Annotated in this window: 14 protein-coding genes; 9 read left to right on the plus strand and 5 right to left on the minus strand. The window is 43.4% G+C overall.

The genetic code is table 11. The annotated features are described in order from the left end of the window. Positions 1-274: 274 nt before the first annotated feature. The 4 genes from MKZ12_RS15200 (at position 275) to MKZ12_RS15215 (ending at position 3,353) form a co-directional block, all read left to right on the plus strand. On the plus strand, positions 275-646 hold the full coding sequence (locus MKZ12_RS15200; RefSeq protein ID WP_339255184.1) for a hypothetical protein: 372 nt from the start codon (positions 275-277) through the stop codon (positions 644-646). A 39-nt stretch (positions 647-685) separates the two neighbouring features. After that, the gene (locus MKZ12_RS15205; RefSeq protein WP_339255186.1) at positions 686-1,567 is read left to right on the plus strand and encodes an aminoglycoside phosphotransferase family protein; all 882 of its coding nucleotides are present in this window, start codon (positions 686-688) and stop codon (positions 1,565-1,567) included. Positions 1,568-1,879: 312 nt separating this feature from the next. After that, entirely contained in the window at positions 1,880-2,734 is an 855-nt protein-coding gene (locus MKZ12_RS15210; protein WP_339255188.1) for an AraC family transcriptional regulator, read from the plus strand. A gap of 169 nt (positions 2,735-2,903) precedes the next feature. Further along, positions 2,904-3,353 (plus strand): GNAT family N-acetyltransferase, encoded by a 450-nt coding sequence (locus MKZ12_RS15215; protein WP_339255190.1) that lies wholly within the window; start codon positions 2,904-2,906, stop codon positions 3,351-3,353. A gap of 105 nt (positions 3,354-3,458) precedes the next feature. Here the strand turns inward: MKZ12_RS15215 and MKZ12_RS15220 are convergent, their stop codons facing one another. Next, positions 3,459-4,808, minus strand: a complete 1,350-nt coding sequence (locus MKZ12_RS15220) for a response regulator (RefSeq protein ID WP_339255192.1) — start codon at positions 4,806-4,808, stop codon at positions 3,459-3,461. Position 4,809: 1 nt separating this feature from the next. Further along, positions 4,810-6,438: a histidine kinase gene (locus MKZ12_RS15225; RefSeq protein WP_339242798.1), complete on the minus strand. Its 1,629-nt coding sequence runs from the start codon at positions 6,436-6,438 to the stop codon at positions 4,810-4,812. 488 nt (positions 6,439-6,926) lie between these two features. Between MKZ12_RS15225 and MKZ12_RS15230 the strand changes: the two genes are divergently transcribed. The 5 genes from MKZ12_RS15230 to MKZ12_RS15250 all read left to right on the plus strand — a co-directional run bounded on the left by MKZ12_RS15230 (position 6,927) and on the right by MKZ12_RS15250 (position 13,096). After that, a complete protein-coding gene (locus MKZ12_RS15230; RefSeq protein WP_339255194.1) occupies positions 6,927-7,721 on the plus strand; it encodes an ABC transporter permease subunit in 795 nt (264 codons plus the stop codon). 18 nt (positions 7,722-7,739) lie between these two features. After that, positions 7,740-8,609, plus strand: a complete 870-nt coding sequence (locus tag MKZ12_RS15235) for a carbohydrate ABC transporter permease (RefSeq protein ID WP_215077778.1) — start codon at positions 7,740-7,742, stop codon at positions 8,607-8,609. A 24-nt stretch (positions 8,610-8,633) separates the two neighbouring features. Then, the gene (locus MKZ12_RS15240) at positions 8,634-10,319 is read left to right on the plus strand and encodes a hypothetical protein (protein ID WP_339255195.1); all 1,686 of its coding nucleotides are present in this window, start codon (positions 8,634-8,636) and stop codon (positions 10,317-10,319) included. Positions 10,320-10,390: 71 nt separating this feature from the next. Then, positions 10,391-12,106 carry a discoidin domain-containing protein gene (locus MKZ12_RS15245; RefSeq protein ID WP_339255196.1) on the plus strand — a complete coding sequence of 572 codons (1,716 nt, stop codon included), beginning with the start codon at positions 10,391-10,393 and terminating at the stop codon, positions 12,104-12,106. 51 nt (positions 12,107-12,157) lie between these two features. Then, entirely contained in the window at positions 12,158-13,096 is a 939-nt protein-coding gene (locus MKZ12_RS15250) for a family 43 glycosylhydrolase (protein WP_339255198.1), read from the plus strand. 77 nt (positions 13,097-13,173) lie between these two features. On the opposite strand, the gene MKZ12_RS15255 is transcribed toward MKZ12_RS15250, so the two are convergent. The 3 genes from MKZ12_RS15255 to MKZ12_RS15265 form a co-directional block, all read right to left on the minus strand. Next, positions 13,174-13,701 carry a DinB family protein gene (locus MKZ12_RS15255; protein WP_339255200.1) on the minus strand — a complete coding sequence of 176 codons (528 nt, stop codon included), beginning with the start codon at positions 13,699-13,701 and terminating at the stop codon, positions 13,174-13,176. A 145-nt stretch (positions 13,702-13,846) separates the two neighbouring features. Next, a complete protein-coding gene (locus tag MKZ12_RS15260) occupies positions 13,847-15,868 on the minus strand; it encodes an ATP-dependent DNA helicase (RefSeq protein ID WP_339255202.1) in 2,022 nt (673 codons plus the stop codon). Positions 15,869-15,928: 60 nt separating this feature from the next. Continuing rightward, positions 15,929-17,407 (minus strand): PLP-dependent aminotransferase family protein, encoded by a 1,479-nt coding sequence (locus MKZ12_RS15265; protein WP_339255204.1) that lies wholly within the window; start codon positions 17,405-17,407, stop codon positions 15,929-15,931. Positions 17,408-17,483: the final 76 nt, after the last annotated feature.

A 17,483-nucleotide genomic window follows, 5' to 3' on the forward strand; every position in this document is an offset into this window, starting at 1 on the left:
AACTTTTTCCACTCAGACTTGAAAGGATCGTAATTGTGCTAAAAATAATTAATTTTCTTCTCTTCTTGCTAATCATTTGGGTAGTCATTTTTTATCCTTTTCGTTTGGTTTGGTTTGAAGGTGTAAAACAGATTCCTGCAGATCTTCATGGTGTTTATTTACTTTTCTTGTTCTTTGGATATCTGATCATTTCATCTGCGATGGGACTTATAGTTGGCAAGATGTTTTTCAAACGAAAAGAACAGTAAGTCTGAGTAAAAAGGGAGGTTTGAGATTGGACAGAGACATTTTAATCAATCAATTCTTAAAACTGTTTCCTGAATTTTGCGATTCTTACATAGAGCACTTGGAATTAAATCAAGAGTTTTTAGGTCATGTGTTTTTCGGTGATGAAGTGGCTACTTATGTAGAAGGATTGCTTCGTGAAAATAACGACAAAGAACAAATAGAGAAATTTTTCAATTTTTTTGAATGGATGGCAACTCAAACGATCCTTTATATTGTACAAGTGTTATCTACTACGATCTTGTATGATTTAGGTGGACATACAGATATTTTGCAAAAAGCTCAATGTTATATGAAGCCGCATACTAAAAGACTTTCTTATGAAATAGAAGATTTGCACTCAGGGAGATATTTCTCGTAGAATAATCTGCCATGTATTCTCCAAAACAGGAGGCGACATATGAATACCATTCTGAAAGTTATAGAAAAGCTAAAGTTGAAGGTCTTACATATTGAAGATGTTCCAGAGTCATATAGTTCTGATGTTTACAAACTTACTCTTGTCAGTGGAGAAAATGTATTTGTGAAAATCCCATTTAATAAGGATAAACTATACCGTGAATTTCAGATCCTCGAACGATTAAAGGGGGTAATACCTGTTCCTAAGGTATTGGACATTTGGTACGGGGATGAAAGTGCTGTTGGAGCGTTGCTCCTTTCAGCACTTCAAGGTATGCCTTTTACAGGAGAGATGGATGAGCGTCTTTCTTATCAGATTGGCATGTATCATGCTATGCTCCATGAGGTTAAAACTTCTGGGTATGGTTACCATGGAACTGATGGTTTTAAGTTACTTGACCAAAATAATTGGAGATTATATATCAAAAGTAACTTTGAAAAGTGGAAAGAGCCCTGTAAAGAAATTCTCGACTCTGAATTGTATGAGAGATGTATTCATCACTTTGATGGTGTTTTCTCTGCTTTACCGCATCCTGACGGACCATGCATTGTTCACATGGATTTTAGACCAGGTAATATATTGGTGAATGGTAACGAGGTTGCTGGTATTATTGATTTCGAGAGCGCTCGTAGCGGTTCCTCGGAAATAGATTTCACAAAAGTGAATCGATATATTTGGAAAGTCAATCCGAGAACTAAGATCCCGTATATTAAAGGCTATGAATCAATTCGACCTATGTTGGATCTGGAAAGAGTGCTGCCATTTTACGATCTGTACGATGCTTTCAGCGCAGTTGTTTGGTGTAAAAATAGAGGCATTGAAAAAAATCGTATGTTCCTTCAGGAGAATATTCTTATTTTAAGGAATTCTGTGGGTTATTGAGTAGAATTGATTATACATGATGGGGCTTAATCTCATATGTACTCCATATAATTGTATGCGGTTTCAAGACACCCTAATTGATATAATAAATTCCGTAATTACACCTGGCTTCAAAATAAAAAAATTTGATGAGCATCGTGACTGGGAAAATGAAAATATCCAATGGAAATTTACAATTGAGGCAAATAAATAAATTCAAGATTTATCCCTAGAAAATTTGCTCTTTTGTCGGAGTGACTTTTTCGTGCATAAATTGCAAGGTATTCATTATGTATTTCCCATAAGCTTACCTTGAAGGGAGGGACTACTACGATGGATTGGTTGGACAGGATGAATGGTGCCATGGAATATATCGAATCAAATCTAGCGGACATTATTTCAATTGATGAAATAGCACAGAGAGCCTGTTGCTCTACCTATCATTTCCAGAGAATGTTTCCATTTATTACTGGCGTATCATTATCGGAGTATATTCGACGTCGACGGTTGACATTGGCAGCATTCGAACTGCAGACAACAGAATCAAAGGTTATTGATGTAGCTATGAAATATGGATATGATTCGCCGGAGGCGTTTGCACGAGCCTTTAAGAATCTTCATGGTATTATGCCTACATTTGCACGCAATACAGGCAACTCTCTAAAAGCCTATCCTCGAATGTCCTTTCACATTTCAATTAAAGGGGATGTCGAAATGAATTACCGTATTGAGCAAAGAGATTCGTTTGAGATGTTTGGAGTATATGGGATTATCAATGCAGATCAAAAAACAGCATTCGCTGAAGTACCTCAATTCCGTATAAAATGTGATGATGATGGCAGCGTTGATCATATGAATGACTTACTGGGACGTTTTGGTGATACCATGTTGCATGCCGCCCTCTATGATCACACGAAAGAATCTTTCAAATACATGATCTGTTATCATGCACCTAAAGGACTTGAGATTCCAGAGAGATTCACAAAACTTGCTGTCCCAGCATTAACGTGGGCGGTTTTCCCCGAGCCGCAAAGTGATATGCAAAAACTATGGGTACGAATCTATTCTGAGTGGTTTCCGACATCTGAATACGAACAGGTTGAGGGCCCTACTTTCGAAATGTATTATGGAATGGCACGGCATGGAAATGTTTCAGGAGAAATCTGGATACCGGTGAAGAAAAAATAACGCACTGATGTTTGCGAAATGCAGGCATTAACGAAGAAGACAACGGAATAAATTCAGCGTATAGTATGGGTCATCCCCACAAAGGATGGCCCTATAACTTGCCGTTACAGACAGCGCCATTAGAGGGAAAGGGAAGATTGTTTGATTATTTTTCTTGAGGGGGTTAGATATGGATATTAAAATACGAGAAATAATATCAGCTGATTATGCTGAGGTTGTTTTTTTATGGAACGATGTGCTTGGAATGAGCAATGTTAATATTGCAAACTTTCGAGAGACTATGGAAGAGATGAATAGGGAAGGGAATTATAAAACATTTGTCGCATTAATAGAAAATGAAGTGGTCGGATTTGTAACTATTGTTCAAGCTTTATCTGTTGGCGTTCCAATTGGTTATCTACATATTCAAGGTCTTGCGGTTAAAAGAAATGTTCAACACAGGGGAATCGGAACAAAATTACTAAGACAGACTGAAAATTATGCCCAAGAACGGGGAATAGCAAGTATTATATTATGTAGCGGAGTTAAGCGAATCGAAGCCCATGCTTTTTATGAACATAACGGCTATGACAGAGATTCATATTGCTTCGATAAGATGATCGACCTAACTCAAGGTTAAACGGCACTAAATAGGCCCAACTCACTCTGTAATCACAAGAGTAGGATGTTGGGCTTTTTCCGTACTGCATTACACATATTATTAAAACAACCTATACATACGAAGTCATTGATGGATCATATTTCTTCGGTACTGATAAGGCGTAACTCCGTATTCCAACTTGAACAGCTGGATAAAATATTGATTTTTTTTGTAACCGACCATTTGCGCGATATCGTGGACCCGTAGTTCCGAATCTTGAAGCAATTGAGAAGCTTTCTCCAGCCTCTTCCTGGAAATGTAGTTTGACACATTTTCGCCCGTCTCCTGTTTAAACAGTTTGGAAAAGTAGACCGGATGCAGATGTGCAACTTTGCCTAGTTCATCCAAGCTAAGGCCATGTGACAGGTGCTCTTCGATATACGTTTGTACTTTGTCGATGATGGTTTGAATGGACATATGTTTGTTGTTTGTGATGCGACTGACCCGTTCCATGAGAGTTGACGATAGTTCATCAGGATACTGTAACTGGTTGAATATCCAATCCACGGTCTCGGTGGTATCACGATCCTTGTCCGTCAGATACGCATATCGAATGATCTCCATGAGAAAGATTACTTTTTGCTTTCGGGAACGGATATGATCATATTTTTTAATAATGTGTCCGGCTGACTCCCCATCACCACATGATGGAGAATGGTTGAATATGGCTATGAAGTCTTCTGAGTGTACATCTTCATTAAGGAAGAACCTGTAGAATATCTGTCGGGTCATGTTTCGATCAGTTAACAAAAATGGAGGAGACACGACCGATTGCTCCAGTTTGATAGTCAGTTCTCCAGCAGCTTCTTCAGGAATAAAAGCAGTCAGTCGGGTTCCGGTAGCCCATACGAGACGATCCAATTTGTCTCCGACAGCATATTTTATAATACTCTCCTGTTCTTGTGTGAAACCTTCCAGCTTGAGACAGCAAAAATGGCGTTCCCCTAGAAATGTAGTATAAGCCTCATACTCCTTACTTAATGTCCCGTTATGACCCAGCAGCGAGAGCAGAAACGCCAATCCATCGAAGTTTTCCCATACAATAGATTGGGCGGGCCTTGTCTTTGCAATATTGTTAATGGCTTTGGACATGGCTTTCTCCACGTCATCTTTATCGACAGGTTTGAGCAGATAGTCGAGTGCACCCAGACGAATTCCCTGTTGCGCATATTCGAACTCGGAGTAACCGGAGAGGATGATAACTTTGGTTGACAAGCCATGTTGGTGGATATGTTGAAGCAGATCGATACCAGAGACTTCGGGCATTCGGATGTCAGTAATCAGAATGTCGATGTGATTTTGAGTCAGCATGTCCCTTGCTTCAATCGAATTGGTCATCGTCTCGATCTGGTCAATGCCGAAAGTGTTCCAATCGAGCAAATGCTTCATGTACTCCACGACGTAATGTCCGTCATCCACAATTAATAAACGCATATCAGCTATCTCCTTTCATCTCGGGAATACGGATGAGCAGCAGGACGGACAAGCCGCCCCAATCATTGGTAGTAAAATGTAACCCACTACGTTCGCCGTACGTATTTTTCAGACGTCGATTTACATTCCAGAGCCCTACACCTTTGATTCCTTCAGGCGGGGAATCGCTCTCAAGCCGAGTCTCCAGGTTGCGGATATCGTCCAGTGAAAGACCCTTCCCGTCATCAGAGACCTTGATCGTTATCGCATCCTCCGTCTGTTTTACATCAATAGTTACTCGATGGGCACCTTGTTGTCCTTCAATCCCATGTTGAATCGCATTTTCAACTACGGGCTGGATGATCAGCGGCGTGAGAGAAAGGGAGGCCAGCTCCGGCGGAAGATCAATGCTGTACTCCATTTTTTTGCTAAGCGCCATAATAATCAGGAAATGTTCTGCAAACTGAAGCTCGCTTTCCAGCGTGACCTCATGCTGATCCAATTTGGTTAAATAACGATAATATTCAGCTAGATGTTTGCTCATGCGCATGACCGAATCAGGTGAAAACTGGGCCACCGACATGATGAAAAACAAACTATTGTACAAAAAATGAGGGTTGATCTGAGCCTGGAGTTGTTGAAGTTCCGCACTTCGCCTGAGCTCCGTTTCGGTCTTCAAGGATACGAACAGATCCTGGATCTCGGTAACCATATGATTAAAACTTTTAAACAGGCTGTAGAATTCTCTATCCGTATTTTCGGTAATACGCGTGTTGTGATTGCCTTGTTCAACCTGTGAAAACTTTCGCTCCAACAAACGAATATTACGGTAATAGTTCCGGTAAAACGTAAAGATCACAACCAGCCCAAGCGTAAAAACGGCTAAAATACTGGCAAAAAAAACCTTGCGATTGCGGTCAAGCGGCTGCAGGAAATCATTCGTCTGTGTATATGTAATCAGATAGGCATCGATGGATTCAATATATCGGGAAAGAACATAGTAATCGTCCGAATTGGTGTGATAATCATATTTTAAAGTGACCTCCGGCTGTGGAGAAACCATATCGGTAACCGCTTTCAAGAGTTCGTTATCGACTTCTTTTTCACTCCATAACTGATCAGTGTTAAACAGAAATAGAGCGTTTGAGCTGTCATTGTTTACAGCCTTTTTCAGCAGATTTTTCAAATAATCGGTATTCAGCTTTACCCCAACAACGTACTGAGTCGGTTCATTTTGTCCGGATTTTTGGATGTAAGGATAGAGGGCAAAGTAATACAAGCTATTGCCGACGATTTGCCAACCCCGTTGATGAACATCCTTGAAAGGAATTCGTGCCTCTGGCGTATTGTTCGTGGACAGAAATGTTTCTTCAGACTTCCAATAGATGCCGATGGACTCGATGGAGCGACTGGATAGAAGCGTTTGCCGCAAGCGATCAACGATATCGTTTTTCTTCATTTGCGAATCGTAATTGCTCAGCTCGATCACATGCCTCTGATAAAACCGGACATCACTGTCAGCTGCATACTGAACCCCGTACATATTTGCCTCGTACATCACTCCATCAAGAATTCCTTTCACATAATCAAGCTGGTTTTTGGAAGCGCCGATCAGATTTTCTTCCAGTGTCTTGGAACTCAATTGATTCATTACGAAAAACAAACTCAACGTTAACAACAGAAAAAAAACAAAAAAATAAATGAATCGTTTCATATACATTTTTCTGATCATATGTGGTTCCTTTCATAACGCCAAACGTAGAAGTGCAAACTCCAGATCGGATTATCCTTAATATAAGCCAAACCTTCGAAAAGCGGAAGGGCAGCATAGGCAATACATGAAAGCGGTTTTAAATTGCTTCAGGTTGGGGTGATGATCTTGAAATTTTGGCATTTTGGAATGAAAGCGCTTTTGTTAAGCTTATCTTCAAGGATCGCTTTTGAAGAGCCATCATAGAGGAGGTATGCAACATTAACGAAACTGTGCCCGCCAGATCCCCGAAAAAAACAAAAACAAAGATTCCCCAGCGATCTTCATTGAAAAAGGAACTTAAGAAAAGCTGGCCTTTGTACGTACTGTGTATTCCCGCTTTTGTGTTTGTCTGCATCTTTTCCTATGGCCCGATGGTAGGATTGCTCATGGCATTTCAGGACTACAAACCATGGCTTGGCATCACAGGTTCACGATGGATCGGGTTAGATAATTTTGAACGAATTTTTCAGTACAAAGAAGCCACACAAGCAATCGTGAATACGCTGATTATCGCCGTTTCCAAAATTATCGTCGGCATTATCGTACCAATCGTCATGGCTATTTTGCTGAGTGAGATCCGAAATATGGGCATTAAGAAAAGTGTGCAGACACTAGTGTATCTGCCGCATTTCTTGTCTTGGGTTACTGTGGCAGGATTAATGATCGACATTCTCGGATTAGACGGAGGCATCAATCACATCTTGACCCGGATTTTCGGAACCGATCCCATTTACTTCTTGGGTGATCCTGATCTGTTTCGATTCACGGTTGTCATCAGCGACGTGTGGAAGAGCTTTGGCTTCGGCATGATTGTTTATCTGGCTACCATTGCCGGGATCAATCCTTCCTATTACGAAGCGGCTGAGATCGACGGGGCCACACGCCGACAGCAAATTCGGTACGTCACTTTGCCAAGCATGTTGCCCATGATTATCGTCATTTCTACCCTGAGTCTAGGCAATATTCTGGACGCAGGCTTTGATCAAGTATTCAATCTGTACAACCCGCTTGTCTACAGTACAGGAGATATCATTGACACCTATGTCTACCGTTCATCCTTGTTAAACGGGCAATACGGGTTCGGGACCGCTGTTGGACTGTTCAAATCGGGAATCAGCTTGATTTTGATCGTTGTCTCCTACAGGCTGGCCTATAAATATGCCAATTACAAAATATTCTAACAAGGAGGGAGAGGGATCATGTACCATAAGACGACAGGCTATAGAGTATTCTCATATTTTAATTACGCGTTTATGATACTGGCTGGTCTGGCGTGTTTTCTGCCACTGCTTCATCTATTGGCACAATCGCTCAGCAGCAAAGCGGCCATTAGTGGGAATATGGTGTCATTTTGGCCGGTCGGATTCAACGTGGACGCCTATGTCAAAACGTTCAACAATTCCAATTTTAACGGTGCCATGCTGACATCCATTACTCGAACCGTGTTGGGTACAACCATCAGCATGTTTATCCTAATCTGTGCCGGATATGCCCTGTCCAAAGAATTCCGGGGACGCAACGTGCTCATGTGGTTTTTTATCTTCACCATGCTCTTCTCGGGGGGCTTGATACCTTCTTACATATTGATCACAGCCCTTGGATTAAAAGACACGATATGGGCTCTTGTGCTGCCGGGTGCTTTCGGTGCTTATAACCTGATTCTTCTCGTCAATTTTTTCAAAACGATTCCAAAAGCCTTGGAAGAAGCAGCTTTCATTGATGGAGCGTCCTTCTTCGTCATCCTCAGCAAAATATATTTACCATTATCTCTGCCTGGCATAGCGACCGTATCCCTGTTCATTATGGTGGGGCACTGGAACTCCTGGTTTGACGGAATTTTGTATATGTCGGATGCCAGCAAGTATCCGTTGGCTTCGTTCCTGCAAACCGTTGTTGTGCAGAGCAACATGCAGAACATGGCGATGAGCCAGTCCGAGGTGGCAGCCATGTCGGAGCAAAGTATCAAGGCAGCTCAAATTTTTGTCAGCACGCTACCGATCATTTTGGTTTATCCATTTTTGCAGCGTTATTTCGTGAAGGGAATCGTACTGGGAGCCGTCAAAGAATAGTTAGAGTAAAGGGGACATGAATTCATGAAGAAAAGAAATGATTTGTGGAAAACGGTAAGTCTGGTCATACTGTCGGCCATGCTTGTGGCTGGCTGTAGCAAAGGGGAGAGTGCTTCCGAGACCGCACCGGCATCGGTACTCAAAGACGGAAAATATGATCCTCCAATGACGATCACCATCGCCAAACAGCAGGATGAAAATGCGGGAAAGTATATCAATGGGGAGACCTTGAATGACAATGTCTTGACCCGTTGGGGTGAACAAAATCTGGGCATCAAGATCCAAACCACCCTGCTGGGCGGAGATGCCAGCCAGTATAATACCAAGCTGCGGCTGGCGTTGACGGGTTCGGAAAAACTGCCAGACGTTCTGCCCGTCTATGATACCATGCTGGTCAATGATCTGATCGAGTCGGGGCAGGTCAAGGAGATTACGGAAGACATCTCCACTTACATGCCTGACCGGCTTAAAGAAATATACAAACAATACCCGACCACTTTCAATCCAGTGGTTAGGGATGGCAAGGTGTACGGGATGGCCATCGCGCCCAATCTGACGGAAGGCGAAGTCATGTTGATCCGCCAGGACTGGTTGGACCAATTGAATTTGAAAGCGCCAACAACGATTGAGGAGTTTGAGCAAGTCATCGCTGCGTTCAGCAATGAGGACCCGGATGGGAACGGCAAGAAAGACACATACGGCTTTACATTCTCGGGTAAAGATTCCTACAACACAGGCTGGGTCAGCGATCCGGTCATGATTTTCAGCGCATACACGGGTAAACATCTTCCAAGGCAATGGCATAATGACAACGGCAAACTCACCTATGGATCTGTCGCTGCTGGCAACAAAGAGGCACTTGCCAAGTTACGCGATTGGTATGCAAAAGGGTACTTGAACAAAGAATTGGCCACCCAAGGGGCTTGGGACGCACTGTCCGATTTTACGGAGGGGAAAGCTGGCATTATCATTGGTCGTCCTTGGCTTTACGACAGTGTGAAGGACGTAGAGAAGAACGTAGAGGGTGCAAAAATTAGTGCTTATCCGACCATTCAAGGCGTGAACGGTGATAAGACCTATCAGTCCGCCCAATTGAACGATGGTGTGTTCATGTTTAATAAGGACTTTCAGAACATGGAAGCCTTCTTCCTATACTACGATAAAATGTACGACGCAGCGTTCAGCACGGGAGATTTCAAATACGGCTACGCTCAGGGATACGATTACGATATCGTCAACGACGAAGTGACTTTTGATCCAACGAAATTTAATAAGCCATTAGAGGCTATACAAGGCGTTGGGAAGATGGCATTCACCAAAAACACACCGAGTGTTGATGGTCCCGGCCAATCGTACTATGATCTGGCGAATGGTGTTAAAGCCGACACGGGCGTCCTCATTCAAAGCGCTTCAAAGGACCAAACGACCCAGGACGGATACCGGATTTCATATGAAAACAAGGATGTTTTGCTGCCCAATGCGTTTAATGGTCCACCAACACCAACGATGCAAAATGTATGGGAACAGTTGACCACCATGGAACAAGAAACTTTCACCAAAATTATATATGGCAATGAGCCGCTTGAAGCATTTGATACCTTTGTCACACAGTGGCACGAAAAAGGCGGAGACACGGTTATCGAAGAAGTTAACGAATGGTACAACCAAGCCAGCGAGACGGATGTTATGACACTGATGAATTTGAAATAAAGTCAATTTTCACCTGAACCAGCCTTCCAACAACAGGGAGGTTGGTTTCCTAAAAAAGGAGATGATGAGACATGATCAAAGGTAAATCGTGGATGGCTGTCGTCATTGCATTGATGTTGTTAACTGTTCATTTAACGTCCTCAGCACAAACCGTTCATGCGGCTGGTGAAGAGACCAAGATAGCTGCAACACTATTTGTGTTGAAAAATGAATCTGACGTATCCAATGCCAAAATCCATTGGGCACCTGTATCGGGGGCGACTGCATACGAGTTGTACAGATCCGAGAACAATGCGCCATATACGTTAATACAGACCTTAACAGGTATAACGACGGATGATTACGAGCTCAACTTGGGTAACACGTATAAATACCAAGTGAAGGCATACGGTGGGACTTCCTTGTTAACCTCTGCGATCTCGCCAGAATACACCCCTTACAGTCTTCCAGATAACCTCACAACTTTTGATAACACAACGCAATCCACACTGATGCTCCCGAATGAACTTAAAGTGGGGGATACCTACTATAGGTTTAACTTTGTACAAAAGTCATCAGGCGGTTTTGGCGAAATGATTCAACAGACGTCAACAGATGATATCACATACGGTAACGACAAAGTGGTCCTTTCCTACACGGATCACCCCGATCTGGCGAATTCCAAGTTTGAAGGGATTAACATCCTGTACCATGCGCCTACGAATAAATTTGTTTTTTGGGCTCACTATGAAAACAGTACAGACTACACGCTTGCCAGAGTATCTGTGGCTTCAGCAACGCCTGGAGAAGACTTTACATTTCACAAAAGCTTTCGGCCGGAAGGGAACGAATCCAGAGATATCTCCATTTTCAAAGATGACGATGACTCAGCTTATCTGATCTCTACCGCCAATAATAATTCGGACACGATTCTGTATAAGTTAACCTCTGATTGGCTGGATGTGGATCATCAAGTATCTGTTATATATGAAAATCAACACAGGGAACTACCTAAAATGATCAAAAAGGATGGCATTTATTATTTGTTCTCTTCCCAAGCAGCAGGATGGTATCCGAGTATTCCTTTGTATTCTTCCGCAGCAAGCATAGACGGAGATTGGTCTGAATTACGGACCATTGGCAACACATCAACCTTCTCGGCGCAGTCGGGTTCCGTTATGCGGGTGAAGCCAAACACGGGTGACAACGTGGTTATGGTTGCGTATCGCTGGATGTTCGGTTGGGCAGGTACACAAAATGGAACAACAGAGGAACGATTGCTTCCCGTGTGGTTCTCCGATGGTTATGCATTTTATGATTATTTTGATCAAGTCCTGTACAACACAAGCGATGATACGCTAGTTCCAGTCCAAAATGGAAAACTCCTGTCACAAGGTAAACCGGCAACAGCGCAAACGGCTACCGGAACGAACCCTGCAAGTTATGCGAATGACGGCAACTATCAAACCGAATGGGTGGGCACAGGCAGTTCCTGGCCACATTGGTGGAAGGTCGATCTTGGCTCCGTTCAAGCATTGAGTAATGTACAAATCTCCTGGTGGATGCAAAAAGGCTCTGAAGGATTTTACAAATATAAAATAGAAACCAGCACGGATAATGTAAACTGGACCGTGGCGTTGGATCGAACTAATAATACATCTTATGGCTTCACCTCAGATTCTATATCGAACACTGACGCCAGGTATGTACGGATTAATATGTTAAATGCGACGCTCCATAATAACCCTAACAACTGGTATACCCCAAGGTTATGGGAAGTGAAGGTATTTGGATCGGGTACAAATTAAACGATGTATTTAAAAGAAAAGAAAAGAAGAGAAGAGAAGAGAGGTAACGGTGTGAATAATCAATTAACCAATGGTGGCATCTGGTATGATTCAAGCGGTCAGCCGATCCACGCCCATGGTGGACATATATTATTCCATGACGATTATTATTACTGGTATGGCGAAGATCGAAGAGACGATATATATGTGAGTTGTTATCGTTCCAAGGATCTATTCAACTGGGAGTTTCGAAGCCATATCATTACGATATCTACTCCAGTGGCATCCATTCGAGTTCGGACGAATCTGAGATTAATGAGTGACAAAGGCGGAAAGGTCAATCTCGAACGACCTAAAGTGCTGTTCAACGCGGTGACCAAGAAGTTCGTACTTTGGGTTCACTATGAGAATGGTGATAATTATAACGATGCCGCATGCGCCATCGCCACCTCGGATTATCCGGATAGCCATTTTGTTTATCATGGCAGCTTTAATCCCTATGGGTATATGTCGCGTGACTGCACACTCTTTCAGGACGATGACGGAAAGGCATATTTCATTTCAGCTGCAAGAGACAATGCGGATCTTCATATCTATCGACTACAGGAGGATTATCTTAATGTGGAACGTCTTGTCGAAACGTTGTGGCAGGGGGAGTATCGGGAGGCGCCAGCCGTATTCAAGCGGAATGGAAAGTATTATATGCTGAGTTCATTTTGCACCGGTTGGGAACCCAATCAAGGGAAGTTCGCGATAGCTGATACGATGGATGGCCCATGGGGAATGCTCAGCGACTTTGGGGATGAAACGACGTATCGAACGCAGCCAGCGTTTGTGCTGAAGCGATCAGAGGAGTACCTGTACTTTGCGGATCGCTGGAACGGATCGGACTACTTTCAGTCCAGCTATGTGGTACTACCTATTGAGTTCAATGGGGACATTCCCATTCTAAAGGATTATGCCACGTTATCTTTGCGAGAAGATGCACATCTGATTCATTTTGAACGCTAATTTAACGATAAAACGACTGATGAGAAAAGACCTTGATCCTACAAAAAATGTAGGTTCAAAGTCTTTTTGCACAAATTTTAAAATTTCAAATCTAACGAGTAACGATCGCGAAGTACGGATAAATGGTGGAGCTCATGTCCAGCCATAACATATGCTATCGATCGAGTTGAAGCAGGATTCTCACTGACGAGTCCTCTACAGAGCCAAGCTTCCGGCGTGAGGCGACGGAGCATCAGAATGGTTGAGCGGCGTGTAACGGCATATTCTTCGCTCAAATCGGCCAGTGTATACGCATTGAAGGGATGGCTCTGCATAAGCACGTCCTGATCGTAACCGGGATGATTCGTTTTGTCACCTCTGGCGATACGAAGCAATCGGCTGCTCATAATGCGTTCGTTATCCAGAAGATGGCCGATGACCTCCTTCACGCTCCATTTGCCTTCGTCGTAACGATAATTTGCTTGCTCCTCTGTTAATGAAGAGAGCAACGTTGGTACGATATTGGCTTGCAGTTCCAAGCGTTCGATGATGTTCCCTTCAGGCACAAGCCGGATATAACCTTCATAAAAAGCTCCATATTCATCTGTGTTAGGTCGTTCAACCATGGTAATGCCTCCTTCGGTATTCATAACTATGGAATATATTGTAGCATATATCTTGCTACCAGCATTAAGATAGGCCGATCCGCTTGATTGGCAGAAGGGCCGTTTCATGTGATTTGAACATTATATATCGTTGGGGTGACTACGTCTAATCTGTACGTCCTATGCCTTTTTTCTGAACAAACTTCTCCAATACCTCCAAAGACTCAGTCACATTTTTGAAGGGCAACGTGTCCAGCACTTGTTCCCGGTAACTCTTTTTTGCCGCTGCGCTGAGACGGGAGTCAAGTATGCTGAGTATGCCAAGGTCGGTTTCACTACGAATCAAGCGACCCGTTCCTTGCCTTAACCGAAGGAGCATGTCCGGTACAAACACCTCCATGAACGGATTCTTCGTTACAGATGCCTTATATTCATACACAGGATCGGAAGGAACAGGGAAGGGCAGACGGAAAATAATAATCTGTGACAGGTCAGAACCCTCGATATTCACACCTTCCCAGAATACTCCGGTACCCAGGAGTACACCTTTGCTTTTCCTGAACTCAGCGATAACACTGTCCTGGGAAGATCCCTCTTTTTGAACATGGACTGCCCATGTATTTTCACTTCCCCTTGAAGTCAACTTCTGGTGAATGTACTTCATGTCCTCCTTTGCTGAGAAAAGGACGATGGTTCTACCGTGAGTCAGATTACAGAGTTCAACCAGTTCCTTATAAGCTGCTTCAAGATAGTTTTCGCGCTGGTCATGGTCGTAATATGGAACGTTGTTCGAGATGTACATCATGGCATGATTGGTGTAGTCAAAAGGGGAGGATTTGCGATCCATAAACTCCCCTCTGTAACCGAGGGAATGTGTCAAATATGAGTATTGTTCCTCCAGTGTATCTCCGCCTTGGCACAACGTCGCCGACGTTAGGATGACGGGCACCTTGTCATTAAATAAAGCGTATTTTAGAAATTGGCTTATATCTTTGGGACAGATGCTGATCGTGGCTACACCTAGGGGACTACTCGCCCATGAGAGATAGTTATCTTCTTTTTCTATCAAGACATGAATGAGGGCAATAAGCCCGTTGATGGCTTCAAAAGCATCATCTATTTCCCGCTCGTGGCGTGAGGTCAAAATGGAAAGGCGTAGACTGAAATCTTTCAAATCACTCAACGCTTGGTTCAACGGTATTCCTATAATCTCCGACACTTTGATTCGGTCGTTATCCTGCTTGGTGTGGTGGAGCAGATCCACATTTATCTGTTTGAATATATGCCGGGCACATTTTTTAATAAAATTGGATTGTGAAAAGAGCTCTTTATCCCCGGTCTGCTTCGTGAGCAGCTGCACTGTGGTATCCAGAACGCGGCAGATTCCCCGGTAAGTGAACTCCAGAGTTCTGGCGTCTCGAACTTTTGCTTCCAGATTATGCGCTTCATCAATGATGATCAGAGCAGGCTGTTCCGAGATGATGCTCTTCGTTCCTTCTTTTTTCTTCATCAAATCCCGTATGAGCAGATCCTGGTTCACGATAATAAAATCAATCTCGTGAGCTTTTGCATTCAATTTTGCTCTCATATCATAAAATAAACATGCATTTTTATGTTGGCAACGTTCAAATTTGCAATCATTCACGGAAACGTGAGACCATTCGGCATCACTAACTCCAGCTTTAATATCAGCTCGCTCATCAATCTCATAATCTAATATGCGCTGGGCAAGAGGAGACACGGAGGGGGAGAGATCATCAGACCTGATTAATTCCGCAGCCCTGCTTCGGCAAGCGTACTGACCCATGCCTTTCCCCACAACGGAACGAACCGTTGAGAATCCCAACCGACTGCCAATGATCCTTAAATCTTTATGTATCTGTTCCGAAAGCTGAATGGAGGATGTAGCTATAATGACAGGTTTCTGAGACATTTGATTCGTGAGCAGACTTGGTATCAGGTACGCAAAAGATTTGCCGATTCCAACACCAGCTTCAATCATCGCATGATGTCCATGGATATAAGCATCGGCGATATCGAGTGACATGTCTTGCTGTCCGATCCGCTCTCTAAGACCGATTCGGGGGAACCGGTCATATATTCGGAAGATCGCGTTAACCATAGAACGTTCGATTTCCTTTTGCGGTTCCCGTTGATTTTTTTTATAGAGTTCATTCAACCAATTCATAACGCTCGCCCTCCTTCCGAATGATGATCTTCTTGTACTACATTTTGGAGACGATTTACTTCACAATGGAGTGTTCACGGCATTTTTTAATCTGGATACGCCTTCCTGTAATTGTTCATCTGACAAATGTGCAAAAGATAAATAGATCCCATACTTCGTACCATCAGATGTTGAACTGTTGACTTCTGAGTATACCACACCTTGTAATCTAGCCGATGCCCGAAAGGCCTCATAAGTGGTCACATTACCTCGCCACCAGCCAAACACGTGCAGACCTGCTTCATTCTCTACCCAATCAAACCATGTCGAGAGCTGCTGGTTCAACAGTTTGAGTAAGAGATGGAATTTACGACTGTACAGACGATTCATCCTGCGCAGATGCCGCTCATATTGACCGCTTGTCATAAATGCTGCTAATGCTCGTTGTTCGATCAGGTTGACGGGTCGTGGCTCGTATAATGCCTGCGCCTTTCTAAAGGTATCCGCCAAGGCAGGGGGAAGAACCACATAGCCAAGTCGTACTTCTAAAGGCAAGGTTTTTGTGAAGCTGCCGAGGTAGATAACACGACCTGCTTTATCAAGTGTTTTTAGCGGTTCAACATGCATTCCGCGATATCGGAATTCACTATCATAATCATCTTCGACAATCATGGCATCATGCCGATGTGCCCAGTCCAGCAAGGTTTGTCTGCGCTCAAGGCTGAGCATCTCGCCAGTAGGAAATTGTCGTGACGGCGTGACAAACAACATGCGAGCTGCCCAGTCTTGAGGTACAACTCCCTGGCCATCAAGATTGGCTTCTATCAACTTTGCACCCGCAGCCCAAATAGCTTGAGATATCCCGACATAACAAGGACTCTCTGTTACTACATAATCCCCTGGATCTGCAAGTAACTGAGTGAGTAGAGCTATGGCTTGCATGGAACCTGCAGTCACGGCGATATGATCCGGATCGACTTGAATTCCCCGCATTCTCCGAAGATAGGCAGCAATGGCTTCTCTCAATCTAGGCTCACCTGTTGAACTCACCATAGCAGAGGTTGTTTCCAGGTGATGCTCACGATGCCTTATCTCTGCATACAATCGATTATTCCATTCATCGTAAGGAAACTTGGAGAAATCAGGTTGGTATTTGCTAAAGTCGATCACTTCGTCGCTCTCCATACTGAAACTATTGGTATGTGCATCTCTTTGAATCGTCTGTTGTCCCAACTGCTGAATACGATTCCCCCAGGCTGATAAGTGATGGGTACACGCTTTCTCGGTGGACGCATCATTGTTCAAATCCAACTGATACGCGACAAAGGTTCCTCTTCCATGCTCAGAAAGAATGTAACCTTGCGCAGTCAACGTATCATACACTTGATTCACGGTTCCCCGGGAAATGTGATACGTCGCAGCCAACTCTCTGGTCGAGGGTAACTTCTCACCATATATTAGATTGCCTTCATGAATAGCATCACGAATCGCATGATAAAGAGCCTTCATCTTGGTATATTTTCGGTTTAAATATGAACTGTAAGCTACGTGAAATTGCATATGCCCTCCAGAGTTATCATTGAAGTGGTACAATAAAAATCGAAATTATTGGATCTTTTTATATGACCATTCTCAT

This window comes from Paenibacillus sp. FSL R5-0713 (genome assembly GCF_037973325.1).
Classification (GTDB): domain Bacteria; phylum Bacillota; class Bacilli; order Paenibacillales; family Paenibacillaceae; genus Paenibacillus.